The sequence below is a fragment of the Mycobacterium sp. NGS15 genome, from assembly GCF_059813245.1.
The window spans coordinates 176648-200633 of sequence record NZ_JCALEF010000001.1; the positions used below are offsets into that span (position 1 = coordinate 176648).

The 23986-nt window shown below is 63.4% G+C and carries 23 protein-coding genes and 1 pseudogene; 9 read left to right on the plus strand and 15 right to left on the minus strand.

Annotation, left to right across the window (positions count from 1 at the left end; genetic code table 11):
- Positions 1-2: 2 nt before the first annotated feature.
- Positions 3-2792, minus strand: coding sequence for a phosphoenolpyruvate carboxylase (gene ppc, locus AC5Y5C_RS00880; RefSeq protein ID WP_499968163.1), 2790 nt, complete (start codon positions 2790-2792; stop codon positions 3-5).
- Between the two features lie 90 nt (positions 2793-2882).
- A complete protein-coding gene (locus AC5Y5C_RS00885) occupies positions 2883-3716 on the minus strand; it encodes an SDR family NAD(P)-dependent oxidoreductase (RefSeq protein WP_499968165.1) in 834 nt (277 codons plus the stop codon).
- Between the two features lie 93 nt (positions 3717-3809).
- Here AC5Y5C_RS00885 and AC5Y5C_RS00890 point away from each other — a divergent pair.
- Positions 3810-4177 (plus strand): annotated as a pseudogene (locus AC5Y5C_RS00890) (TetR-like C-terminal domain-containing protein); the annotation flags it as partial.
- Positions 4178-4210: 33 nt separating this feature from the next.
- Here AC5Y5C_RS00890 and AC5Y5C_RS00895 read toward each other — a convergent pair.
- The 4 genes from AC5Y5C_RS00895 to AC5Y5C_RS00910 all read right to left on the minus strand — a co-directional run bounded on the left by AC5Y5C_RS00895 (position 4211) and on the right by AC5Y5C_RS00910 (position 7859).
- Complete coding sequence (locus AC5Y5C_RS00895) at positions 4211-4933, minus strand: DoxX family protein (protein WP_499968167.1); 723 nt, start codon at positions 4931-4933, stop codon at positions 4211-4213.
- A 121-nt stretch (positions 4934-5054) separates the two neighbouring features.
- Entirely contained in the window at positions 5055-5210 is a 156-nt protein-coding gene (locus tag AC5Y5C_RS00900) for a hypothetical protein (protein ID WP_499968169.1), read from the minus strand.
- A gap of 102 nt (positions 5211-5312) precedes the next feature.
- Positions 5313-6815: a PPE domain-containing protein gene (locus AC5Y5C_RS00905; RefSeq protein ID WP_499968171.1), complete on the minus strand. Its 1503-nt coding sequence runs from the start codon at positions 6813-6815 to the stop codon at positions 5313-5315.
- A 279-nt stretch (positions 6816-7094) separates the two neighbouring features.
- The gene (locus AC5Y5C_RS00910) at positions 7095-7859 is read right to left on the minus strand and encodes a DUF1906 domain-containing protein (RefSeq protein ID WP_499968173.1); all 765 of its coding nucleotides are present in this window, start codon (positions 7857-7859) and stop codon (positions 7095-7097) included.
- A 69-nt stretch (positions 7860-7928) separates the two neighbouring features.
- Here AC5Y5C_RS00910 and AC5Y5C_RS00915 point away from each other — a divergent pair, with 69 nt between their 5' ends.
- On the plus strand, positions 7929-9593 hold the full coding sequence (locus tag AC5Y5C_RS00915; protein WP_499968175.1) for an ABC-F family ATP-binding cassette domain-containing protein: 1665 nt from the start codon (positions 7929-7931) through the stop codon (positions 9591-9593).
- Between the two features lie 23 nt (positions 9594-9616).
- Here the strand turns inward: AC5Y5C_RS00915 and AC5Y5C_RS00920 are convergent, their stop codons facing one another.
- Positions 9617-10645 carry a fused (3R)-hydroxyacyl-ACP dehydratase subunits HadA/HadB gene (locus AC5Y5C_RS00920; protein ID WP_499968177.1) on the minus strand — a complete coding sequence of 343 codons (1029 nt, stop codon included), beginning with the start codon at positions 10643-10645 and terminating at the stop codon, positions 9617-9619.
- 214 nt (positions 10646-10859) lie between these two features.
- On the opposite strand from AC5Y5C_RS00920, the gene AC5Y5C_RS00925 reads away from it, so the two are divergent.
- Positions 10860-11114 (plus strand): hypothetical protein, encoded by a 255-nt coding sequence (locus AC5Y5C_RS00925; RefSeq protein ID WP_499969374.1) that lies wholly within the window; start codon positions 10860-10862, stop codon positions 11112-11114.
- Positions 11115-11225: 111 nt separating this feature from the next.
- A complete protein-coding gene (locus tag AC5Y5C_RS00930) occupies positions 11226-12128 on the plus strand; it encodes a glycoside hydrolase family 6 protein (protein ID WP_499969260.1) in 903 nt (300 codons plus the stop codon).
- An 8-nt stretch (positions 12129-12136) separates the two neighbouring features.
- Here AC5Y5C_RS00930 and AC5Y5C_RS00935 read toward each other — a convergent pair whose 3' ends face one another.
- From AC5Y5C_RS00935 to AC5Y5C_RS00945, 3 genes are read right to left on the minus strand one after another with little or no spacing between them, the layout of a single operon-like run.
- Positions 12137-12886 carry an enoyl-CoA hydratase-related protein gene (locus AC5Y5C_RS00935; RefSeq protein ID WP_499968179.1) on the minus strand — a complete coding sequence of 250 codons (750 nt, stop codon included), beginning with the start codon at positions 12884-12886 and terminating at the stop codon, positions 12137-12139.
- A 35-nt stretch (positions 12887-12921) separates the two neighbouring features.
- A complete protein-coding gene (locus AC5Y5C_RS00940) occupies positions 12922-13314 on the minus strand; it encodes a PPOX class F420-dependent oxidoreductase (RefSeq protein ID WP_499968182.1) in 393 nt (130 codons plus the stop codon).
- Positions 13315-13325: 11 nt separating this feature from the next.
- A complete protein-coding gene (locus tag AC5Y5C_RS00945) occupies positions 13326-13937 on the minus strand; it encodes a class I SAM-dependent methyltransferase (protein ID WP_499968184.1) in 612 nt (203 codons plus the stop codon).
- Between the two features lie 78 nt (positions 13938-14015).
- On the opposite strand from AC5Y5C_RS00945, the gene AC5Y5C_RS00950 reads away from it, so the two are divergent.
- Positions 14016-14627, plus strand: a complete 612-nt coding sequence (locus tag AC5Y5C_RS00950; RefSeq protein WP_499968186.1) for a TetR/AcrR family transcriptional regulator — start codon at positions 14016-14018, stop codon at positions 14625-14627.
- Positions 14628-14790: 163 nt separating this feature from the next.
- The gene (locus tag AC5Y5C_RS00955) at positions 14791-15588 is read left to right on the plus strand and encodes a L,D-transpeptidase (RefSeq protein WP_499969262.1); all 798 of its coding nucleotides are present in this window, start codon (positions 14791-14793) and stop codon (positions 15586-15588) included.
- Between the two features lie 107 nt (positions 15589-15695).
- On the opposite strand, the gene AC5Y5C_RS00960 is transcribed toward AC5Y5C_RS00955, so the two are convergent.
- The 4 genes from AC5Y5C_RS00960 to AC5Y5C_RS00975 all read right to left on the minus strand — a co-directional run bounded on the left by AC5Y5C_RS00960 (position 15696) and on the right by AC5Y5C_RS00975 (position 19171).
- Positions 15696-16145, minus strand: coding sequence for a hypothetical protein (locus AC5Y5C_RS00960; RefSeq protein WP_499968188.1), 450 nt, complete (start codon positions 16143-16145; stop codon positions 15696-15698).
- Between the two features lie 489 nt (positions 16146-16634).
- Positions 16635-17294: a biliverdin-producing heme oxygenase gene (locus tag AC5Y5C_RS00965; protein ID WP_499968190.1), complete on the minus strand. Its 660-nt coding sequence runs from the start codon at positions 17292-17294 to the stop codon at positions 16635-16637.
- A gap of 98 nt (positions 17295-17392) precedes the next feature.
- Positions 17393-17959 carry a TetR/AcrR family transcriptional regulator gene (locus AC5Y5C_RS00970; protein ID WP_499968192.1) on the minus strand — a complete coding sequence of 189 codons (567 nt, stop codon included), beginning with the start codon at positions 17957-17959 and terminating at the stop codon, positions 17393-17395.
- Positions 17960-18169: 210 nt separating this feature from the next.
- Positions 18170-19171 carry an adenylate/guanylate cyclase domain-containing protein gene (locus tag AC5Y5C_RS00975; RefSeq protein WP_499968194.1) on the minus strand — a complete coding sequence of 334 codons (1002 nt, stop codon included), beginning with the start codon at positions 19169-19171 and terminating at the stop codon, positions 18170-18172.
- Between the two features lie 140 nt (positions 19172-19311).
- Between AC5Y5C_RS00975 and AC5Y5C_RS00980 the strand changes: the two genes are divergently transcribed.
- The 3 genes from AC5Y5C_RS00980 to AC5Y5C_RS00990 all read left to right on the plus strand — a co-directional run bounded on the left by AC5Y5C_RS00980 (position 19312) and on the right by AC5Y5C_RS00990 (position 23154).
- On the plus strand, positions 19312-19758 hold the full coding sequence (locus AC5Y5C_RS00980; RefSeq protein WP_499968196.1) for a hypothetical protein: 447 nt from the start codon (positions 19312-19314) through the stop codon (positions 19756-19758).
- Positions 19759-19936: 178 nt separating this feature from the next.
- Positions 19937-20335, plus strand: a complete 399-nt coding sequence (locus tag AC5Y5C_RS00985) for an MmpS family transport accessory protein (protein ID WP_499969264.1) — start codon at positions 19937-19939, stop codon at positions 20333-20335.
- 35 nt (positions 20336-20370) lie between these two features.
- Positions 20371-23154 carry an MMPL/RND family transporter gene (locus AC5Y5C_RS00990; protein WP_499969266.1) on the plus strand — a complete coding sequence of 928 codons (2784 nt, stop codon included), beginning with the start codon at positions 20371-20373 and terminating at the stop codon, positions 23152-23154.
- 91 nt (positions 23155-23245) lie between these two features.
- Here the strand turns inward: AC5Y5C_RS00990 and AC5Y5C_RS00995 are convergent, their stop codons facing one another.
- Positions 23246-23941: a cupin domain-containing protein gene (locus AC5Y5C_RS00995; protein ID WP_499968198.1), complete on the minus strand. Its 696-nt coding sequence runs from the start codon at positions 23939-23941 to the stop codon at positions 23246-23248.
- Positions 23942-23986 lie beyond the last annotated feature (45 nt).

Sequence of the window (23986 nt, forward strand, 5' to 3'; positions counted from 1 at the left end):
CGCTATCCGCTGTTGCGCAGCGCAGTGGCGAGACCACTCATCGTGAGCAGTATGCCGCGCTGCACCAGTTCGTCCTGGTCGCCGGAACGGTATCGACGCAACAGTTCAACTTGTAGGTGGTTGAGCGGCTCTAGATAGGGAAAACGGTTGAACACCGAACGCGCGAGTGCCGGATTGTCGGCTAGCAGGTCGTCATGTCCGGTGATCAGTTGATGCATGACGATGGTTCTGTCGTGTTCAGCCACGATCTTGTCGAAGACCCGGTGCCGCAACGCTTCGTCCTCGACAAGCTCGGCATAGCGGGCAGCCAGTCCCATGTCTGACTTCGCCAGAACTTGGGCCATGTTGGAGAGGACCGTTTGAAAGAACGGCCATTGACGGTAGAGCTGCTGCAACACCTCAAGTCGTCCGTCACCTTCGGCGATCCACTGTTCGATCGCGGCTCCCGTGCCGTACCAGCCGGGCAGCATCACCCGCGATTGGCTCCAGGCCAAAACCCAGGGGATAGCACGCAGGTCGGCGATCGATGTGGTGGGCTTTCGCGACGTTGGCCGACTCCCGATGTTGAGGGCCCCGATTTCATTGACTGGTGTCGAAGCCTTGAAATACTCGACGAAGCCTGGGGTATCGTGCACCAATTCGCGGTAGGCGCGCTGGGCGCGCGCGGCAAGGTCATCGAGTATTTCGTACGCCGCGCCGGCCGCCTGCCCCAACCCTTCGACGTCGAGCAGTGTCGACTCCAGGGTTGCGGCCAGCAGTGTTTCGAGGTTGCGATGTGCGGTGCGTGGCTCGGCGTACTTGGCGGCGATTACTTCGCCCTGTTCGGTGATACGAAGCGACCCGGACACCGCCCCCGGCGGCTGCGCCAGGATGGCGTCGTAGCTGGGACCACCACCGCGGCCCACGGTGCCTCCGCGACCGTGGAAGAGCCGCAATCGAATTCCGGTCTTGCGTGCGGATTCCACCAAGTCCAGTTCGGCGCGGTACAGGGCCCAGTTGGCAGCCAGGTAGCCGCCATCCTTGTTGGAATCCGAGTACCCGAGCATGACCTCTTGGCTCTCGCCGCGGGCTGCCACCAGTGCGCGGTAAAGCGGAATTTCTAGTGCTGCTTCGAGAATGGCGGAACCTCGTTGCAGGTCGTCGATCGTCTCGAACAGCGGGACGATGCCCACCGGGCAGTATGGCCTCGGTCGTGAAGCGTCCAGCAGACCCGCTTCCTTGAGCAGAATCGCGGCTTCCAACATGTCCGAAACCGATTGGCACATAGAGATGATGTAGTTGGGGACCGCCGCGGGACCGTAGACGCGAACGGCACGAGCGGCGGCAGCGACGATATCGAGTTCCTTGCGGGCAAGCTCGGAGAGCTCGGCGCCCTCGCCGATCAGAGGGCGCCGAGTGCGCAGCTCGGTGACCAGCACCTCGATGCGCTCCGGCTCCGATAGCGATCGATAGTTGGGATGCACACCAGCCCATGCAAGCAATTCCGACACCACTTCTTCGTGGACGTCCGAGTTCTGCCGCATATCCAGTCCGCTGAGATGAAAACCGAAGACGTGCACTGCTTCCCGTAGCGCATGCAGCCGATCGTCCGCCAGCACCACGCTGCCGTGTGCGCGTAGCGAAGCGTCCACGGTGTCAAGGTCTCTGAGCAATTCATCTGGGGCGCGGTATGGGCTCAGGTTCAAATTGAGATCGTGCTCGGGCATCTGGTCAAGGATCTGTGTGGCCGTCGCGGTGAGGCGCGCATGGATGACGCGCAGTGCACGACGGTACGGTTCGTCTGCCCGCTCGGTTTCGCCACCGTGCTCGGCCAACGCGGTCAGCTCGGAAGAAACAGTGACCAGACGGACCGATAGGGAGAGCTCCTGCTCCAGCGCCACCAATTGTTCGAAGTAGTAGGCAACAGCCGTCTGGGCCGCGCTACTTGTCGCAAGATGCACCACCTCGGCGGTGACGTTCGGATTTCCGTCTCGGTCGCCGCCGATCCAGGATCCAGGCCGCAGAATAGGCTCGCTGAGCAGTTGCGTTTCCGGCCACCGACGGCGTAAGGCCGTGCGTACCTCGGCGTTGATCTCCGGTATCACTTCGAAGAACGCCGCCCGGTAGTATCGCAGACCGACCGCGATTTCGTCTTGAATCTTCAACCGGGACAAACGGATAAGTGCCGTCTGCCATAGCGTGAGAATGTGCCGCTGAAGTTCGTCTTCGATATTGCGACCAGTTTCGGTACGTGATAGTCCCTGCATCCGGAGCCGCATGAGCTCGGTGATCCGATGCTGAGTGTCGAATACGGTACGGCGGCGAGTCTCCGTTGGATGGGCAGTAATGACCGGTGACACCAGTGCGCCAGTCAGTGCGCGTGCGACACGATCCGAATTGAGTTGTGCTGCATCAAGTTTAAGGTACGTGGCGGCAAGACTGCTGTCCTGTGGCGCGGCGCCTGCGTCGACATGAACCGCGCGACGCCGCTCCCGATGAATATCCTCGGCCACATTGGCCAGCAGAGCGAAGTGGGTAAAGGCTCGAATAACGGGGATGGCCTGATGGATGTCCACGCCGTCGAACAGTTCTGCCAGCTCGGTGCGATCGATCTCGGAACGGCGCACTCTGAATGACTCCACCCGCGCCCGCTCAACAAGTTCGAAGACGTGATCGCCACACTGCTCACGCACTGTGCGGCCCAAGATCGTCCCCAGCAGTCGGATATCTTCGCGCATCGGCTCGGTAGCCTCCCGGCCCACCTGTGTCCGGGTAACCGCGCCTATTGGTGCTAGATCGGAAACCTCAGCCATAAGTAGAGTATCGGTGGCGACGAGGATGCCCGCACGATGAGCGCCGTGATTGTTTACAGACGTATCGGTACCCAATACGTCTGTGTGTATCTATGTGATCGACGCGATGGTGCTGTCCGACGCTGTCGGTGAGAACAAGTCGATCGCCGGTAGGAGGGCCCGTAGCAGGGCAGGGTTGACCTCCACCGGTTGATGAGTAACCGCGCGCACGATCCAGCGACCGGCCTCCTGTGCGGACAACGCGGCCGCGCCGTCGTATTCTGCTGTAGGTGCGATCATTTCGGTGCGCACGAGCGGGAAGTGCACGTTGGTCGCGTGCACGCCGGGATGTGGCCGCTCGGCATTGAGGCTGCGTCCGAAGATCGCCAGGGCGCTCTTCGAGGCCGCATACGCGGAGAAGCGCGGAAAAGTGTTGGCGTGCAAGGCCCATGTGCAGACATTGACGAATTGGCCACGACCGCGCGCGATCATTCCGGGCATCAAGCCGAGGGTCAGCTGCACGGGCGCGAAGTAGTTCAGCGCCATGGTCCGCTGGTAGTCGTGCAGCCGCTCGGTCGCATCGACAATGCGACGGCGTATGGAACGACCGGCGTTGTTCACCAGCACGTCCACCTGCTGATCGGCGAGATCCTGCAGCAGCCGTGCGATCTCGGCCTGATCGGTCAGGTCGCAGGTGCGCCAGTCACAGCCGGTCTCTGCCGCGAGTGTCCGTAGTTCGTCTGCACGCCGGGCCACACCGATGACCCGGGCTCCCCGGGCACGCAGTTGGGCGACGGCCTGTCGGCCGATCCCGGCTGACGCGCCCGTGACCACGACGGTTAATTGGCTGACATCGCGGCCCGGGCCGGACAGCAGGGAATCGATGCGTGCAGGTAGCAGGGTACGGCGCTGGACAAACTCCTGGACGGTACGGCTAACGGACACGGAAAATCCCTCTCGAGTCGCTGTGAGGCCAGCCGATATCGGATATGACCACATGGTCATATTAACGGATCCGGCGCGGCGGCTGGGCCGGGTCGGGTGCGTGCAGCGTTCTTGGCCGCTCGTTCCTGGGTACTCGCGAATCCGGGGGATTTCGCGTTGCTCAGCGGAACGCCCTACCGGGTTACCTCAGCGCGGTGGACGCCGGTCAAGCGGTACCGCAACGCACCAAGTTTCGGCGGTCGGCTCCGGGGCCACTTCTTGCCGCACTGATTGGAACGGCCTCGGATTTCCCGGTTGACCCGGCGATCATCGGGATCGGCATCTCCGCGTGGGCCTCGATCACCGGGTACCTCGCTGGCGAGGTCTTCGGGAGTCTGCAGGAACTCGTTGTGGATAGCGACGCGCTCTACAGCGATCACGTGGATACCGTCATGTGCGGCATGGGTTTTGCCGAGATTTGAGCCAGACTAGCTCGCCGTGCTGCTCTGCCTGTGCTATCGGCCGAAGGCACGGGCTAGCTTGCGGAGTTTAGGAGGTGGATCGGCGGCAAGGGCCTCGATCTGTTGGCGGCCTTTGTCTACCGCACTTACCAATTCGGCGCCGCGTCGTTGAGCGGTTTCAGCGAGCTCGGCTCCGCGCTCTCGGGCGTATTCGGCGATCACCGGGGCCTTCTCGCGTACGGTTTCACCGAGTTCTGCGGCCCTGGTTTGTAGTGATTGCGAGGGATGGTCGGCTCCGGGAATCGCCGAGGTAACGGCGGCGACGGCGTCGCCGGCAGCTCGACGGGCGCGCCACGACAGGCCGGGCTGTCCTTCGGTGTCGATACCGGCGATGATCAATCCGCCCAACAGCGAGATGTTCTTCCAGAAGTGGGTTTTCTGCTGCAATTTGAGCTCGGGATCGGGTTCGCGCCAGAACGCCTGGTCCGCTAGCGTCGCCGGAACCAGGGTGCCGGCGAGTGTCCACGCGGACACCCGGGGATATCTGCCACTGGCAAGAGCCAGCCCGGCGGCAAGCTGAGTAGCCGCGTGGATGCGGACGTAGGTCTGCGGGTCTCGTGGCAGGTATCTGGCCGCGGACTCCGGTGCGCTTTCCAACAGATTGTTGACCAGCGGTGCGGCCACGTCCGTGGAGGCGGCAGGCCGGCGGAGGCCGTCCACTCCCGCCGCGATGAAGATGGATGAAAGCATCGGACGGGCAATGCGTCGCACCAGCACAGTGGCCTCCCTGACGTTTGTAAAAAATGAAGGGTCCCAGAGCCGACCGGCTTGAGCCAGTCGATCGTGTCATTCCCCGAAAGCTCGACCACTAAACATCATCCGGGCAATGCTCAGTGCGCTAAAACCACACCTTGCGGCCCGCAACCGGTCTGCCCACCGCCCCCAGGATCCACAGCACAGCCCCGGCCACTATCAAAACGATCCCTATTGTCTGCAGAATCGGAACGGCCAGTACGTATCCCAAGACGGCCAGCAAAACGCCCAAGATGATCATGATGTCCCTCTCCTTGCCTAAGGCACGCACGCCTTAGGCCTGAGATATACCCGCTCGGAGCAACACTGAAACATCAACAATGAGCGCAGCAAGTGCAAGTAGTCAGTCCGTGGAGTCGTCCGCGTCAACGTCCCATGTTCCGGGCAGCATCGGCGTGGTCCGGCTCTCCGGTGTACCCGCTGCGAGTGTGGTCAGCCCGGCGGCCTCGATACCCGCCGAAGTTGTGCGCACGCCGGCGAAGCCAAGCCTCCCGATGCCCGTGCTCGAGGCGCTCACCGCAACGGGATCATGAGTACCAGCGGGGATGTCGTTGTCCATGGTGGCGTACTCGTGGCGGTACCCGCGGTCTCCGGCGGTCCCACGACGGCGCCTGCGGCTTTTGGACATTCCGGGATTGCCGGCTAGCGCAGCGGCGGCGGCCGCCGCGCTGCTCGGTGCGTGGGCCACGGCGCCGGTGCTCTGGCCCATGGTCGGCCCGAACCCAAATCCGGGACCGTCGCCCCGAATGGCGTACCCCAGGCCCTCGGCTCCTGCGGGCGGTGGTGGCGTGGCCGCTGGGGCAGATCCGGGAGCCACCGTGGAGGTGGGTGTCGGGGCAGGCGAGGCCGAGCCCGCCGTGGTCACCGGGCCGCCACTCATCGCGACGGCGTTCGGTTGATCGGCAGGCGGGCGGACGACCTCCGCCGGCTGATCGGCAGGTGGGGCCTCGGGCATCTGGGACAGGCTGCCCAAGGTAATGGCGAGCGGGAGGGAGATGCCCGCCGCGGGGCCCAGGATGGCGGCGTAGATGGGTGTTCCCATCACGCCAAAGGTTGCGGCGTAGGCGAATACGAAGAACAGCGGCTGCCAGGTAACCAGGGCCGCGGCCGGGTTGGTGGAGAAGTCGATGATGATCTGAACGATGGTGCCGACCGGGTCGGTGATCAGTCCTTTCAGTGCGCGATACATGCCCAGGAAGTGCTGGGAGTTCGCCAGCAACATCTCGATGGGATCGTTCGGGTTGGGCACGATGGGTGGTGGTTTTGTGGCGTCCTGGGCCGCGGCCCGTGCGGCGCCACCACTTGCTGGTGAGAGCAGCATCGGCGACGTGAGGGGCGGCGGCGTTGATGCCACCGAGCTCTCGGAGACGGCCTGATAGGTGCTCATCACGGTTGCGGCCTGTATCCACATCCGGATGTAGTCGGCCTCATTGAGTGCGATCGCAATGGTGTTGATACCAAAGAAATTGGTGGCGATCAGTGCACCGTGGGTGGCGTGATTTGCGGCCAGTTCGCCAAGGGTGGGCATGGTGGCCAACGCCGCGGAGTACGCCATGGCAGCGGTTTCGGTTTGGGCGGCCACGACGGCACTGACGGTGCTCGTCTGCTGCAACCAGCTCAGGAAGGGCACGTGGGCCGCCTGGTATTGCTCGGAGCTGGGGCCGTTCCATGAACCGGCCCGCACAGTACCCAGCGTCGTGGTGAGTTCTGTTGCTGCCGAGGAGTATTCGGTGCTCAATGAACGCCAGGCATCGGCTGCGGCGAGCAGAGGCCCAGGCCCCGGTCCGCTGCTCAGCAAGGCCGAGTGCACTTCGGGAGGGGCCGCCATCCATACCGGGGCTGTCATAGTCCGCTACCTACGCCGCTGATCGGATCGACTGCGCGGGAATCAGTTTCGCAAGGGGTCATCTGCCTGGTTTCCAGGGCCCGGCGCTCGGGCGGCCTGGCGTCTCCTCTCCAGTGCTCGCTGGCCGTCCCTGGCATGGGTCAGCGAATTAAGGTTAGCGTAACCTTCCTTGGCTTGGTGGCGTCCCCTCACGCGGGAGATCTGGTTCCGCTGCGGTGCTAGATATTTGGATGTGCGGCGACCAGCGCGGCGGCGGTCCCGGACGGCATCTCTCGATGCTTATCGAACCAGATCCCACTGTCCGAAATCGGTTGCTAGAACGTCGTCCACGTCCACGTGTACGTCACCGATCAAGGGACCAGGATTGGATGCGGTGTTGACCGCGCTCTGGTACAGCACTGCTGCCGGCTCGCGCGCTCCACCCGACCAGGCGCGGGTCTGCCAGGCCCAGCGGTATCCGTCGGTCGAGGAGTGCCCGACGACACCGTCGCCGATCGCCCACCCGCACGCCCGTGCGTGGCCGTAGATGCCGGTGCGGCGAACGCCTAACACCGCGTTGATGCCCTGGAACCATTGCACGGCAACAGTTTTCCAAGTTTTCTGATCGATGTCTTCATCGACGCTGAAGAATATCGGTGCGGAGTCCGGTCCTCCCGCAGCGCCGTGCAGCCGCAGGGCGGTCTGTGCATCGGCTACGCCGCCGTCGTAGCCGCGAGTGAAGTCCGATGGGGTAGGCCAACCAGGCTTGCCGTACTGGTAACAGCTCACGACGTGTAGTCCGGCCGCGCGTAGCCCGGCGGTGTAGTCCCGGGTGACGGGTTTGAAGTCAAAGGTTGCGCCCGGCCGTAACTCGGACACGTAGACGAGCGCGCCTGCGTAGCCCGCGGATTTGATCTGCTCCGGGGTAACCAGCCGCTCGGTGAAGTCGATCAGCCGTGTGCCGTCTGCGGTTGCCTGCGGTGCAAAGGCCATCGGCAAACCCGCGAGGATCGGCACGGCCAATGCGTATCGAAGGGCGTCGCGCCGTGAGACCGACAGATGCATGGCGCGATGGTAGCGGCCCGCTGCTTACGCGTGGGTTCTGTTGCGGCGCGGTGATGAGACGATGAACCCATGACGGCAACGCTTGTCGCGAAGGATGTGGCCGGGGGATTCGCGCATCGCACCCTTTTCGAGGGGCTCGACCTGACCGTGGCGCCGGGCGATGTGATCGGTGTCGTGGGCGCAAATGGCGCCGGTAAGAGCACTCTCCTGCGAATCCTGGCCGGGGATCTGGAGCCGCTCGGCGGTGTGGTCAGCGTTGCACCGGGCGACGCGTTTGTCGGGTGGCTGCCACAGGAGCATGAACGCGTAGCGGGGGAAACTGTCGCTACCTACATCGCCCGCCGCACGGGATGCGTCGAGGCGACGCAGGCCATGGAAACAGCGGCAGCGGCGTTGGCCGAACAGAGCGAGAGCCCTGTGGAGGCCGATCCGGCCGAGGCCTACTCGGCCGCGTTTGATCACTGGCTCGCCTCGGGCGCGGCCGATCTCGACGAGCGGCTGCCTGCGGTTCTGGCCGACCTGGGCATCGGCTCGGATGCGGTGCAGCCCGAGTCGACTCTCATGACCTCGCTATCGGGAGGACAGGCGGCGCGTGTCGGATTGGCGGCGCTGGTGCTGTCGCGGTTCGACATCGTTTTGCTCGACGAGCCGACCAATGATCTCGACCTGGACGGACTGGCCCGGCTGGAGGAATTAGTCCGAGATCTTCGTGGTGGCGTGGTGCTGGTGAGCCACGATCGCGAGTTTCTCGCCCGCAGTGTCACCCACGTCCTGGAACTGGACCTGGCTCAGAACACCACCGCCGTCTTCGGCGGCGGTTACGACAGTTACCTGGAAGAGCGCGCGGTTGGTCGACGGCACCGGCGCGAACAATATGAAGAGTTCGCCGAGAAAAAGGCCGACCTGGTGGCACGCGCACGTACTCAGCGGGAGTGGTCGAGCCAGGGTGTGCGCAATGCGATGCGCAAGGCTCCCGACAACGACAAGATCCGGCGCCGTGCGGCCTCTGAGTCCAGCGAGAAGCAGGCACAGAAGGTTCGCCAGATGGAGAGCCGTATTGCCCGCCTCGAAGAGGTTGTCGAGCCCCGCAAGGAGTGGGTGCTCGAGTTCACCATCGGCGCCGCACCGCGGTCGAGTTCGATCGTTGCGACTCTTGACCACGCTGTGGTGCGACAAGGCGAATTTGTCCTGGGGCCGGTATCGCTGCAGGTCGACGCCGGAGAACGAATCGGTATTACAGGCCCCAATGGCGCCGGAAAGTCCACCTTGTTGCGCCTACTACTGGGGCGCCAGCAGCCCGACGAAGGCCGCGCAAGTATGGGTGCACATGTCGCGATCGGCGAGATCGACCAGGCGCGTGCCGATTTCACCGGGACAGACCGGCTCGTCGACCGCTTTGAGCAGCGGGTGCCGGCCTGGTCGACGGCCGATGTGCGAACCCTGCTCGCAAAGTTCGGTCTGCGCGCCGACCACGTGGAACGCACGGTTGATGAGCTTTCGCCCGGTGAGCGGACCCGGGCCGGCTTAGCGCTGCTACAGGCGTGCGGCACGAACGTGTTGGTCCTGGATGAGCCCACGAACCACCTCGACCTCGCCGCCATCGAGCAACTTGAGCAGGCGCTCGAGACCTATGACGGTGCGCTGTTGTTAGTGACGCATGACCGGCGGATGCTGCAGAACGTTCGGTTGGACCGTTCATGGATGGTCGACAACGGTCGCGTGACAGAGCTCTGACCGCAGACGCGGTGGCCGTCAGGTCAGCTGAAGCGGACGTGCATGGTGGCGAGGCCGAAGATCTTCTTACCGCTGGACTTCGCAGTCACGATGATGATGCCGGTGCGGGTGTCCGGGTCCAGCGATTTGATCTTGCCGCCGAACTCGATGTCGGCGCCCTCGGCGGCTGACACGATTGCGGGTGCGGACAGTCGCACCGCGTAGCGGGTCACCGCACCCGGGTCGCCCGACCACGCCGAGAAGAATCCGGCACCCAGACCCATGGTGAGCATGCCGTGTGCGATCACGTCAGGCAGCCCGGCCAGTTTGGCGATGTCCTCGTCCCAGTGAATCGGGTTGGCATCACCTGCGACGCCGGCGTAGTTCACCAGATCGCCGCGGGACAGTCGGGTGTGATGCACCGGCAGCTCGTCTCCGACCGTCACATCGTCGAAGGAAGGTGTCCCCGGTGTGCGTGTGGTGTCCGCGGAGATCCGAATCTCGCCGGCGGGGCGAACGGTCTTCTCATACGCCTCGGCCGATGCGCCGATGCCGGAGAAGTCGACGTCGTGCATCATCGCCTTCTGCACGGCGGCCATTGTTCCCGGATTGATCTCGTCGGCGGTGACACCCACGACGGTGGTGTGCAGGGTGTGCACCCGCTCGCCGGCTGTGTCGGTGAAGGTGTTGGTCACGGTGATCAGGTCCCGGCCGGCGGCCCGGCGCACGGACGTTAGCTCCACGTCGATGTGCAGTTCGTCTCCGGCCACGATCGGACGGTGCTGTTCGAAGACTTCTTCGGTCTGCAAGTAGGTGTCATAACCGACGACAATGGATTCGAACATGCGGCGGTTGCAAGCCATCGCGGGTGTGGACGTGAATGTCAGCGGCGCCACCACACCCGAGTAGCCCAGGTCCGCGGCAGCGGCGGCGTCCCAGTGCGCGGGGTGATAGTCCTGCACCGCACGGGCGTACTCGCGCACCTTCTCACGGCCGACCAGATAGGGGCCGTCCATCTGGTAGTAATGGCCGACGCGGGCTTCGAGTGCCGACGCTTCTGCGGGTGCAGTCATGAGTTGTCCAACTTTCCTGTCGGCCTGTTCGCTGAGGCCGACGCAAGCACAGTAGCGCGCGGTCTCCGTGTAGATAGACGCCGATCCGCGTCGCAATCTGCCCTCGGCGCGATCATTACTTTGTAAAATGGGTGGTCACCGCCCGTGTCCACGGCTCGTCACCGCTGAGAAACCGAGACTGGCGGTTGTGCCCGTACGAAGAAGGGAGGGCACTATGGCCAGTATTCGAGGCGTCGTCGCCGCGGCATGTGTCGCCGTCATCGCGGGCGCTGTGCACGTCTCGGCTCCCAGTGCGTATGCGGCGCCCCAGACGCACGTGATGTGCGAAAAGGTCAACGACGTCGGCGATTGCGTGCCGGAGACCCCCGAGGAACAGGGTGGGGCAGACAACTGCGTGCGGGTCAACGATCTGGGTGCCTGCGAGGACCAGTACGAAGTGGATAACCCGCCGCACACCATGGACAGGTAGCCCCACGAGAACTGGGCCGAATGGCGCGGGTCGACGTGCTGCGGCTAGTTTTCTGAGGTGATTTCCTCAGCTGCTGGTGTGCTCGCGCGATGGATTACCCCCCTTCTGGCCATGATGTGCCTGGGTTTGTTCGTCGGCCCGGCCGCTAGGGCGGACAACCCGCTGGACGGTCAGGGCTTTTACGTCAATCCGAACTCGGCCGCCATGCGCGCAGCGCAGGGCGCGGGGAGTCCGGAGCTGACCGCCATCGCCAACACGCCGCAGGCGTACTGGATGGATAACGTCTCGTCTCCCAGCGTGGACGCGAAATACATCAGCACGGCGCAGGCTTCCGGTGCTGCGCCGGTGCTGGCTCTGTACGCAATCCCGCACCGCGACTGTGGCAGCTTCGCCGCCGGTGGTTTCGGATCGGCCGATGCCTACCGAGGGTGGATCGACGGGGTCGCATCCGCTGTGGGTTCCGGGCCGGCAGTGATCATCCTCGAACCCGACGCGCTCGCCATGGCCGACTGCCTGTCGGCAGGCCAACGCCAGGAACGCTTCGAGTTGATGCGGTACGCCGTCGATACGCTGACTCGTAACCCGGCCTCCGCTGTCTACATCGATGGTGGCCATTCGCGTTGGGTGAGCGCCGATACCATGGCCGCCCGGCTCAACGACGTCGGTGTCGCCAAGGCGCGAGGCTTCAGTCTTAACACCGCGAACTTCTTCACCACTGACGAGGAAATCGGTTATGGAGACGCGATTTCGGGAATGACGAATGGCGCGCACTACGTGATCGACACCTCGCGCAACGGAGCGGGGCCCACCGCCGACGCTCTCTACTGGTGCAATCCGAGCGGTCGTGCCCTGGGTACCCCGCCCACCACGGCCACCGCGAGCCCGAACGTCGACGCCTACCTGTGGGTCAAGCGGCCCGGGGAATCTGACGGTTCATGCGACCGCGGAGACCCGCGGGCCGGTACCTTCGTGAACCAGTTCGCGATTGATCTGGCGCGTAACGCGGGGCGGTAAAGACGGGGCTACCTGCCCGTCCACTCAGGTGGGCGACGTTCGAAGAACGCGGTGATCCCTTCCGTCATGTCCGCGGATTGCAGCACTGCCTCGAATGCGGTCTCGGTGTACGCCCACCCGGCCTCGTCAGCCTGGTTGAACGCTTGGTGCGTCGCGCACAGGCTTTCTTGAACGGACACAGGCGAATTGAGCACGATCCGTTGGGCGAGGGCGATTGCGGACTGCAGGGCCTCGCCGTTTTCGGTCAGCTCGTTCACCAGCCCCAGCTGGTAGGCACGATCCGCCGTTATCGGATCGCCGGTCAGGAGTATCTGTCGTGCAATGTTCAGCGGCAGTGCGCGTTGTGCGCGGAACAGGCCGCCGCAGGTGGCGATGACCCCCCGGCGGGCCTCGGGCAGTCCGAAGGTGGCCGAGGTCGCCGCCACCACCAGATCGCAGGCGAGCACGATTTCCATGCCGCCGCCCAGGGCCATTCCCTCGACGGCGGCGATCAGCGGCTTACGGCGTGAGCGCCGGATCACGCCGTACTCTCCTCCGCGCGCGGTGCGCGGGCCGGATGTCTCGGCGAGATCGGTACCGGCACAGAAGCCTTCGCGGTAGCCGGTCAACACGGCCACCCACAGGCCCGGGTCGTCGTCGAATTCGTTCAGGGCGGCGTCCAGCGCCAGCGTCATCTCGGGGTTGATGGCGTTGCGCTTCGCAGGCCGGTCCATCCGGATCACGCGGACCCGGTCGTGCGTCTCGATCGTCACAGGCATACACAGAGCATGACCGATAGCCCGACAGGTAGCGCCTAGACCGATCTCCCGCGCGTCTGCGGGCCGTCGATTCCCCACGAGATAATCCGGCGCGGCGTGATGCGGATGATGTCGCCGCTCAGCCCGGCCTCGGTGCCGCCGTGACCGGGCAGCAGCTCCGCAATCCCGCGAATCTCGATGCCATGTGCTCTTGGAGGATTCACCGAGGCCACCTCATCGACGATGAAGGCCACGCGTGGGTGACCGATTACGTTGCGCCACTTCTGTGTTGATGCCAGAGAGTGCCCCACGATGTCTATCGCCGCTCCATCGGGGCTGAGGTGCACGCCCACCGGTCTTATCTGCGGATCGCCGTCGGCTCCCACAGTGCACAGGCGGCCGATGGGTTGTTGGCGCAGGAATTCACGTTCACCCGGGGTGAAGGCCATCGTCTGGTCCCTCAAACCTTGCGGGCGATCACGAGATGTCCGGGCAACTGTGCCCGGGCCCCACCGGTCCCGGCCTGGAGGCGGGCCGGGCTGATGCGTTCGACCTCCCAGTACTTCGAGACCTCCGCGCGCAGTTGGTCTTCGGTGAACTGAGTGGGCGCAGGACCAGCGTGGTCGGGGAACGCGCCGGTGCCGAACGCCAAGATGTAGAACGAGGCGCCGGGTGCCGCCGCACGATGGACGGACTGCAGATACCCGTCGCGCAGCTCTGCGGGCAGGGCGTGCAGCAGGCCACTGTCGAAGATGGTGGAGAAGCGGCCGTCGTAGCCGGTGAATGAGCTGATATCCGCCTGCTGGAAGGTGGCGGTGCGTAGGCCGCGTTCGGCGGCAGCAGCGGTGGCGGCCCCGACCGCGGTGGGTGTCAGGTCGATCCCGACGACGGTGTGTCCGCGCGCGGCCAGCGCAAGCGCCAGTTCGGCGTATCCACAGCCCGCGTCGAGCACCTCGCCCCGAACGATCCCGTCCTGGTCGATGAGCGCGGTGAACTCGGGCTGTGGTTCACCGATATTCCACGCCGGCTTGTCTTTCCGGTAGGCGCTGTCCCAGTCGATTACATGTGTCATCCGCTTGTCCCTTCTATGGATACTCGCGACCACCATAACTCAACACTTGTCTACTTTTATTCCTGCGAGGATGTGTTCATGTCTTCACCAACGCCCGAGCGCAAGGGACAGCGGACGCGACAACGGATCCTGTCGGCCGCCCGCAGGGTGTTCGCCGAGGTCGGGTACGAGAAAGCGACGATTCGGGGCATCGCCGCAGCGGCCGATGTGGACAAGTCGTCGGTAATCCAATACTTCGGGAGCAAGAGCAACCTCTTTCGAGAGGCCGTCCACTGGACGATCCCGGTGGAGGAGCTGACGGTGCCGAACCCTGCGGAAACGGCCGAGAACTATCTACGCGGGTTGCTTTCAGGATGGGCCGCCGAGCCGAACGGCCCGATGGCGGTTCTGCTTCGTAACAGCATGACCAGCGAGGATGCATTGGAACTGTTGCGTGAACAGGTCACCGACCATGCCGTGAGCTCGGTGGCGTCCACCATCGATGAGCCTGACGCACGGCTGCGAGCGGCGCTGCTCAGCGCTGTCTTGATGGGCATCGCCAGCCAGCGTTATCTTCTGCGGCTGCCGGACTTGGCGGCCGCCAGCGACGACGAGATCGTCGCGCTGATGGCCCCCTTGTTGACAGCGCTTATCTCCCCCGAAAGCGCCTCCGGACGTACGGCTATTTGGGGTGCCCCTGAGACCAGTTAGCGGGCTCGTTTCGCTGACTTTTTCGTTATCAAACCGTGGGTAACGCGTAACCGAAACGGCAAGCGCGCCCGCTACTTCGGGCCCCGGCACGTCCATACGATCACAGCGTTCACGACGAAGTGGTCATCCCAGAGGGGTCGGGTCGATGAGGGCAGTTCTTCATATGGTTGTCGCGGTATCCGTCGTCGCTGCGACGCTGGCAGGGCGTCCCATCGGCGTCGAGGCGACGGCTGTCAGCCTGCCGGTTGATCTGGACGTCAGATCTATCGGGCCCGCGCCGGGCAAGCCCGTGGGTATTGCGCACCCCGTGGTGGTGACCTTCAACGGACCCATCGCCAACCGCCAGGCCGCCGAGCGGGCGCTGGGGATCACGTCGGCGCCCGCCATGACGGGCACGTATGAATGGACTGACGACAATGTTGTGCAGTGGATTCCAGACCGGTTCTGGCCGTCGCACAGCACGGTGAAGCTGATGGTGGGTGGCAAGCTCGCGGAGATATCGACCGGCCCTGCCCTGATCGGGATCGCGAGTATTTCGCGACACACGTTCACGGTGTCCTACGAGGGAGTGTGGCGACGGCCATCAGAGGGGACGACGGGATTGCCTGCGCCACATCATCTTCCTCGCTTGGGAGAGGAAGGGGTCTTTCCGGCCTCCATGGGCAGACCGGAGTATCCGACTCCGGTCGGCACCTACTCGGTCCTGGGGAAGGAACGCTCGGTGCTCATGGATTCCAGCAGCGTCGGCATTCCCGTCACCGCTCCGGACGGCTACAAAATCGACGTGGAGAACGCCGTGCGCTTCACCAGCCGCGGCCTCTTCGTGCATTCGGCTCCGTGGGCCGTGCCGGCGATGGGTTACGAGAACGTCAGCCACGGCTGCATCAGCCTGACTCCGTCGGCCGCCGAGTGGTACTTCAACAACGTCAACATCGGCGACCCGGTGATCGTGCAGGAGTAGCAACGCGCTCCGGGGATTCGGCTGCCGGACCTGAATACTTGGCGAATACCAATGATGCCGAGGCTCTTTCGGGAGCCTCGGCATCATTGAAGAATCGGATGTGGCGATCAGCCTTGCGGGCCAGCGGGAGTCGGCACACCCGGAGTCGGGCCACCCGGAACTGTGGAGCCGACGGGTGCGCCCTTACCGCCAACAGGCCCTGCAGCTATTCCACCGTCTAGGGGAGCGGCGGCGGGCACGACGACGGGTGCCGCCGGAACCACCGGTGCCGCAGGAACGATCGGGGCGGCCGGCGCTACGGGTGCTGCCGGAACGACAGGTGCTGCGGGTGCTGCGACTGGCCCCGGCAGAATAGGCACTCCGGCTACCGGTGCTGCTCCGGCGGCAGGAGCGCCGACCAGTGCGCCCTTCCCTGAGCCGCTTGCCCCGTCCTCAACGGAGTACTGCCCGCCGATCGCAGGGGCTGCGGTCGCGTAGGGGCTCAACACGACGGCGGCTACGCCAAATCCGGCGCCAGCAATTACTTGAATAACCACTCGATCGAGGTTGATGGCCACCGACCCGACTCCCTAGCTTATGCGTGTAAATCACGCGGGTGAAATTCTCTGGCTGAACTTTATAGCGCTCCAGAAATTGGGTCCAGACGAGGCCTGCCAGGTTATGAAGATGATATGGAAAAAGGGCTGCGTCTGTGACTTAGTAGGTCTCGGGTGCCCGATGCCTTTACCGGATTCTTATTGTTAACTACCAGGTCACGAGGCCATTCTGGTTACGCTGGATCACTTCTCTTGTCGAGGCGAAACTGTGATCAGAACGTATTCATTGCGAGCTTCTTGCGGCGTAGCAGTCCAGTCCACGAGTAATGAAATTCCGTCTCAGGACGGGAGATCAAGGAAAGGAAGTATGGTTAGGTAAAGACATAAAAAGTGGACGCATTGCACAAATCAGCGTGCCGAAATTATGTATTCTCTGTTACTCAAATTTGCGCGCGGAATGCGTCGGGCTCTGTGTGGTGGCCGGTAGGGCGCCCAGCGCAGGTGGCGTGTTCAGCGTCGGTATCTAGCCAGATTTGCGGTCAATTCGTCAAACAGTGCCTGATTGAGACCGAACGCGACCTTGACCTCATCGACTACCCGCGCTTTCTCCGGCGCCTCTAGCCCTAGTTCGTCCAGGCGGGCGCGGTACGCGTCCTTGTAGGGTTTCGGCCGCATCGGGAATTCGTAGAACGACAGACCGGCTCCGCCGAGGCCGAACGCGCGGTCGAGTATGCGGCCGATGGCTTGGCCGCCGGAGAGGTCACCTAAATATCGAACATAGTGGTGTGCCAGCACCGCCCCACTCCAGTCGGCATGGGTCATCCGATTCCGGTAGTTCTGCGCTGCAGCGGAATCCACCTGGCGGGAAGCGCCGGGCGCCCAGTACTCGAGGTCGGCGTCGAGGGCGTCGCGCCGCTCCAATGCCGGGTCGTAGACGGCCGCAATCAGTGGGTCATCACGCCGCGCCCGCACAGCGTCTTCGATAGCAGCGTAAACCGCCCGCAGTCGCAACAGATAGTCGACGTATCCGAGGGCGTTGACTCTGCCGGCGAGCAACTCGGAGATGAATGGCGACTGCTCGGCGGCATCGTGTTCGGCACGCGAACCATCACGCATAGCCAGCGAAAGCGACTCGGCAGCTTGGGAAACCGTGGGGGAGCTGAGGGCCATGCGGCGGACATCCTGACCTCGAGATTTACTTGACATCTTGTCAATATCATCCTGACAAGGTGTCAGAAACCTAGCATGGCATCGCGCCGAAGTGGGGCCTACGGGGTTGTCCCCAGGGCACGTAACACGAATCGTTCGATCGCAGCAATGGGCAGGTGCCGAGGTGCCAGGCACGCGTGGATCAACGAGACCGTCGCCGCCTGGTCCTCAACGACGAATACCTCTGCGGCCACCCCGTCCGTCAGGATTTCACGTAGTACTTCCTCGACGGCCACCACATGGTCGCGAATTGCGACTGTGGCATCCCGAGACAGTGCGCCATACAGTTGGCTGCCCAGCCCCATGTGAAACTGCTGGCCGGTTTCGAGTTGGTGCCGGATGTAGACAGTCAGCCGCTGTGCCGGATCTCCGATGTCGGCAAGCGCTGCGCGGAGACCCTCGAGGTAACGGCTCGTCTCATGTGAGGCGAATTCGACAATGACAGCATCCTTGTCGGCGAAATGGTGGTAAATCGCCGTGCGTCCAATTCCCGCTGCCGAGGCTAGCTTGGCCATCGTGATGGCGTCGAAGCTCTGTTCAGCCATCAAACCGGCGAAGGCCTCGAAGACCCGACGGTGAACCTGTTCGCGGTGCTCTTCCACAGAAGAGGCGCTGATCCTGGGCACGTCGCGACTCTAACCCGGCGGGCCGCGGGCCCGGCCTCGACAGGCTGCATGCGTTCGCCTGCAACGAGCTCGATGACTTCCTCTTTGACTTCCTCTTCGACACCCACGGGTCCGGCACCCATTCGATGAACTGCGCCGGCGCCTTGGCGTTCGGTGGACCCCGGACGTACCAATGTGACGGTGAGCGGCAGGAAGTTGTTGGGCAAATTGTCAGCGTTTTCGGGTTCGCAGCACGTGCGAACCCAACCGGGAGAACCCCTTGACGCGCACGCCGCGCAGATGACGGAGCACAAACTCGCTGCCGTCTTCTAACGCTGCGGCAGCGGCGTCGTCGAGCAGAATCGTTCCGGGCCGCGCAACACCGGTCAGTCGCGCCGCGATGTTGACGACGGTGCCGTAGAGGTCGCCGAAGCGCACGAGCACTTGTCCGTAGGCCAAGCCCACTCGTATCTGTGGCATGTCCGGAATCGTCTGTGCCGCTTCGATGATCGCCGCGTTCATCGCGACCGCGATACGCGCGCCAGTTCCTGCGTTCCCGGCCGCGAACATGACCTCGTCGCCGACGTTCTTGATCACCCAGCCACCGTGCGTGGTGATCGCGTCGGTGAGCGCGGTCTCGAATGCCTCCAATAGGTTGGTCAGCTCATCGGGATCCAGGTGGCGGGACAGCCGTGTATAGCCCACCATGTCGGCGAAACCGACGAGTAATTGCCTTGTGGTGCTGCCTGATTCATGCGATCGAGTGAGCGCGGCGGCCAAGTGCCGCTGCCACGCATAGTCCTGCAGCGCCGTCAGCGTCGAGATTGTCTGGCCGACCGCATCCACGCTTGACCGGGGCGTGAACTCGTCGCCCTCGGCGGCGATACGGTCTCCGATCTCGCGAGTGAGCAGGTCCGCCTGCCACTCGGCTAACCGCGCCATGGCCTGACCGAGCGTTCGAGCGGCTGCGACCTGGCTCTGGTCGTTGGCGGCTGTCGTCGTTCCCAGCGCCGCGAAGGTACGGATCGCGGAGACATCGGCATCGGTGAACGCGATATCGTCGTCGCTTTCTGCCGCTGCAAAGCCCAGTGCCACCCATAGCTTCCGGGCGCGCTCGACGGGCACGCCGGAGAGCTCGGATACTTGCGAGCGGGTGTACTTGCGTGGCCCCCCGAGGAGCGACTGCTCGATCGCGGCATCGACCACCTCGTTGAGCTCGCGAGACTCGGACATCTCGCCAGTACAGCACACCCACAACCCGCTGTCGGCGGAACGATATGAGCCGCAGGCAGTGTCAGGAGCCTTGACTTGATCCAGGGAAAGCTCGAGTATCTCCAAGGGATTCCTCGACAGCGGGGCAAAGGGACGGTGTGATGAACTGGAACTTCTTGGGGCATAACTGGCACCTCTTTGGGTATCTGGCGGTTCTCGCCTTCGTGGCCCTGTTGACCTTCGCCACGTGCATGTTCGTGTACACCACCCGTCTGCGGAACCAGGCGTCATCACCGCTGGCGGACCGGGTCGGCGGCTATCCATTCGTGCTGAAGAAGCTGCGCAAACGGGAGCCGATGTCGGCCGACGAGCTCCACTTCGCACGGCAGGCGATCGCGGATCGGGGGTCGCTGTGGGCGTTGTCCATTCCCGCCACGATCTTCAGCCTGGGCTGCTTCTATGTGCTCGGCAGCCTCGAGCAACTGCACGGCGCCACACCCTCCGAGCGAACCTTTCTCGGTGTGATTCCGATGATCTCGTCGATCAACATCACGGCGCAGGTACTCAGGATGCGGCGGCTGAAGGGGCGGTTGCCACGGGCGGCGTGATGTGGATCTGACGGACTGTCGGAGGGGTGAAAGTTGCCGTTCGCATTCCCAGGTTGGACTGATAACATCTCCGACCGTACTTATGTCAGTTCCATTGACATGCGCGCAACGTGAGCTGCGGGAAGGTGGTCGGGTGAGCCCACGTTCGGTTGGGAGGACGGTCCTGGCACGAGCCTGGATGCCTCTGGTCGCGGTTATCGCGCTCGGAGTGGCCGGTGGCTCGATGTTGAAGGTGCACCAGCTGTCAGCCCCCGGAGCCGTGCTCACTGTCAATCCGCCACAGGCGCCGCCGGAGTTCACCCCCAAGACGCTTACCTATGAGGTCTTCGGCACGGTCGGGAATGGCGGGATGTTGAGCTATGTCGATATCGACGGTCATCCGCACCAGGTCGACGTGACCACGTTGCCGTGGTCGCACACGGAGACAACCACTCTCACCGTGGTGTCGGGCAGCATCTCGGTACAGGTGCGTGGAGGGCAGGTCGGCTGCCGGATACGGGTGAATGACGTGGTCCGCGATGAAATGTCTGACGACCATGCCGATGCCAACGTGATGTGCAGGGTGAAGTCGGCATGAGTGAGCATCGGGAGAAGAAGCCCTTCGTCGCCAGGATGGTCCGTGTCCTGGCGGTGCCGATCATCGTCTTCTGGGCCATCGTCGCGGTAACGACCAATACGTTTGTGCCGCACGTGGAAGACGTTGCAGCCGAGCTCGCGGGGCCGATGATCCCGCACTACGCCCCGTCACAGCGGGCGATGCTGCAGATCGGGGATAAGTTCCAGGAGTCCACCTCCACCAGCCTGACCATGCTTGTATTGGAAGCCGATAGGCCCCTCGGCGAGGCCGATCACCAGTACTACGACGATCTGGTGCGCAGGCTCAAGAACGACACCGAGCACGTGCAGTACGTGATGGATACCTGGGGAAAACCGATCACCGCGGCCGGGGCACAGAGCCTCGATGGCAAGTCAGCGTTTGTATTGCTGCGCTTGGCAGGAGATATCGGCCAAATGCAGGCGAACAAGTCCGTCGATGCGGTTAAGGACCTGATCGACAAGGACACGCCACCGCCCGGCCTCAAGATCTATGTCAGCGGTGCCGCGCCTCTGGCCTCGGACACGTTGAGCGTCGCCAACTCGAGCCTGAACAACATCACGATCGTGACGATCTTCCTCATCATCTTCATGCTGCTGATGGTGTATCGCTCCGTCACCACGATGCTGGTGCCGTTGTTCGGCGTGCTGGTCGAGATGCTGGTTGCGCGAGGAGTTGTCGCCACCCTTGGGCACTTCGGGTATATCGAGCTGTCCTCATTCGCCGTCAACATCGTCATCTCCCTGACGCTGGGTGCCGGGACCGACTACGGCATCTTTTTGCTAGGGCGGTATCACGAGGCGAGGAACGCTGGGCTGAGTCGCGAGGACGCCTTCTACGCGGCGTACCGCGGCGTCTCCCACGTCATCATCGGCTCAGGATTGACGATCGCGGGAGCGGGTCTGTGTCTAAGCTTCGCGCGGCTCAACTACTTCCACACCATGGGCCCGGCCGTTGCCATCGGCATGCTTTTGACCATCGCGGCAGCGCTCACACTCGGGCCGGCCATGCTGCACCTGGGCAGCCTGTTCGGGCTCTTCGACCCCAAGCAGAGGGCCAAGGCGCGTCTGTACCGGCGCATCGGGGCGAGCGTGGTGCGTTGGCCTAAGCCGATCCTGGTGGCAAGCGCTGCGGCGGTGCTCGTCGGGGCGGTTTTCGTGCCGACCTACCAAGTGAGCTATGACGATCGGGCCTACCAGCCGTCGGATGCCCCGGCGAAGGAAGGATTTGCGGCTGCGGACCGGCACTTCCCGCCGAGCAAGTTGTTCACCGAGATGCTCATGGTCGAGTCGGATCACGACATGCGTAACTCAGCCGACTTCATCTCGTTGGACCGCGTCTCCAAGAGTCTGGTGCGGCTCCCCGGTGTTGCGATGGTGCAAAGCATTACGAGGCCGATGGGGCGAGCGCTCGAACACGCTTCTCTGCCTTATCTGTTCACCACGCAGGGCAGTGGGAACGGCCAGCAGCTTCCATTCACGAAGGCGCAGAACGCCAATACCGATAAGCAAGCCAAGATCATGGCGCACTCGGTGGCAGTTCTGCGGCAAACCATCGATCTGACGCAACAACTTGCGGACGAGATGCATAACACCGTCGTGACGATGGAGGACATGCAGCAGGTGACGAAAGACATGAACGAGAAGGTCTCGAACCTCGACGACTTCATGCGTCCATTGCGCAACTACTTCTATTGGGAACCACACTGCTTCGACATTCCCGTGTGCTTGTCCTTCAGGTCCCTTTTCGACATGCTTGACAGCATCGACAAGTTGGCGGCCGATATCAAAGATGCGGTGGGCTCCCTCGAAGTCGTCGATAGGCTGCTGCCGCAGATGGTTTCGCTACTGACACTCACGGCCAATGACCAGGAGGCCCTGCAGGCCCTCATTGTCAACACCTACGGCCAGACGAATCTTCAGTCCACCGCCACCGACCAGACCTTCGACGACATGATCAATGTCGGTAATGACTTCGATGCGTCCCGTAGCGACGACTTCTTCTACATACCGCACGAAGCATTCGACAATGAAGACATCAAAACCGGTATGGCGTTGATGATGTCACCGGACGGCAAGGCGGCCCGGTTCATCGTCACCCATGTGGGAAATGCCATGGGACCGGAAGGTATCGAGCATGTCAACGAGTTCCCCGACGCCATCACGACGGCGCTGAAGGAGACCTCGTTGGCGGGATCAAAGGTCTATATCGGCGGCGCCGGGTCCAACAACAAGGACATCAAGCAGTACGCCGCATCGGATCTGCTCATTGCGGCGATCGCGGCCTTCACGCTGATCTTCTTGATCATGATGGTCATCACGCGAAGTCTGGTGGCGCCGTTCGTCATCATCGGCACGGTGGCCTTCTCGTTCGCAGGTGCGTTTGGTCTCTCGGTGCTCATCTGGCAGCACCTCGTAGGCCTTCCCTTGCACTGGCTGATTTTGCCGCTGACGTTCATCATCTTGGTGGCGGTGGGTTCGGACTACAACCTGTTGCTGATCGCCCGGCTCAAGGAAGAGACGCATGCCGGGTTGAACACCGGACTCATCCGCGCGCTGGGAAGTACCGGAGGCGTCGTGACATCCGCGGGTCTGGTGTTCGCCTTCACGATGCTGGCGATGTTGTCGAGTGATCTGCGAACCATCGGCCAGGTGGGCACCACCGTGTGTATCGGCCTGCTACTCGACACGCTGATCGTGCGCTCGTTCATCGTGCCCGCGCTCGTTCGGCTGCTGGGGACGTGGTTCTGGTGGCCGACGCGGGTGCTTTCGCGTCCGCGCCGGGAACCTGTGCGGTCCTGACGCGAGCACGCAGACGGGCTCGGCGGCGCCAGCGCCACGTGCTGAGGCCGGTGGTCGCGAGCAGTAGCGGAGCCATTCCTCCTGCGGTGCGTTACGCGGGAGGTCTGCGCAGGATGGTGATGGACTCGTCGATCTTCGTGAACTTCGAGAATGTTTCCGCTGGCACGCCGAACACGGCGGCGAGGACGTCGGGTGGGAGCTTGCTAATCGAGGCGCCAATTCCGATGTCGTCCTTGCCTTCTGCAGTGCTTGCGTTGAACACGATCAACAGTGAGAGGTCGTCGGTGCTCTTGTTCTCGAAGTAGTGCAGCGATCCCTGGGGGGCGAAGACCACATCGCCAACGCGGGCGTCGAAGGTTTCGCTGTGCCCCTCGGGGTCCAACAACGTCCATTTCGCGACACCGCTGGTGATGATGTTGATCTCCCAGGCACTGGGATGCCAGTGTGGTTCCCGGATTCCGCCTGGCTGCAAGGTCACCATGACGATGCTGGCTTGCTGCCCGGTGAGGATGGGGAAGTTGCCCTCGTGTGCCTGTCGTAGGTCGCCGCCGTCGAAGGTCTGTGGTGCCAGGGCGCCAAGGTGAAAGAGGTGCGGCTGGGCGGTGTCCAGTTCGGCGGGGATGCGGGGATCGCCGAAGCGAGCGGCGTCATCGGTCACGGTCTGATCCTTTCCGTCATCACGGGAGCGCGGGGAAGACAGTGCACGGTCGGCTCCCGCACCGGCGACGGCTGCGACCCCCGCCACTCCGGCGCCGCCGAGCACGGTACGTCGATTGATCGGCTTCATGAAGTGACGGTATGTCCGCTCGGACTGATTGCGAAAGGCGATATA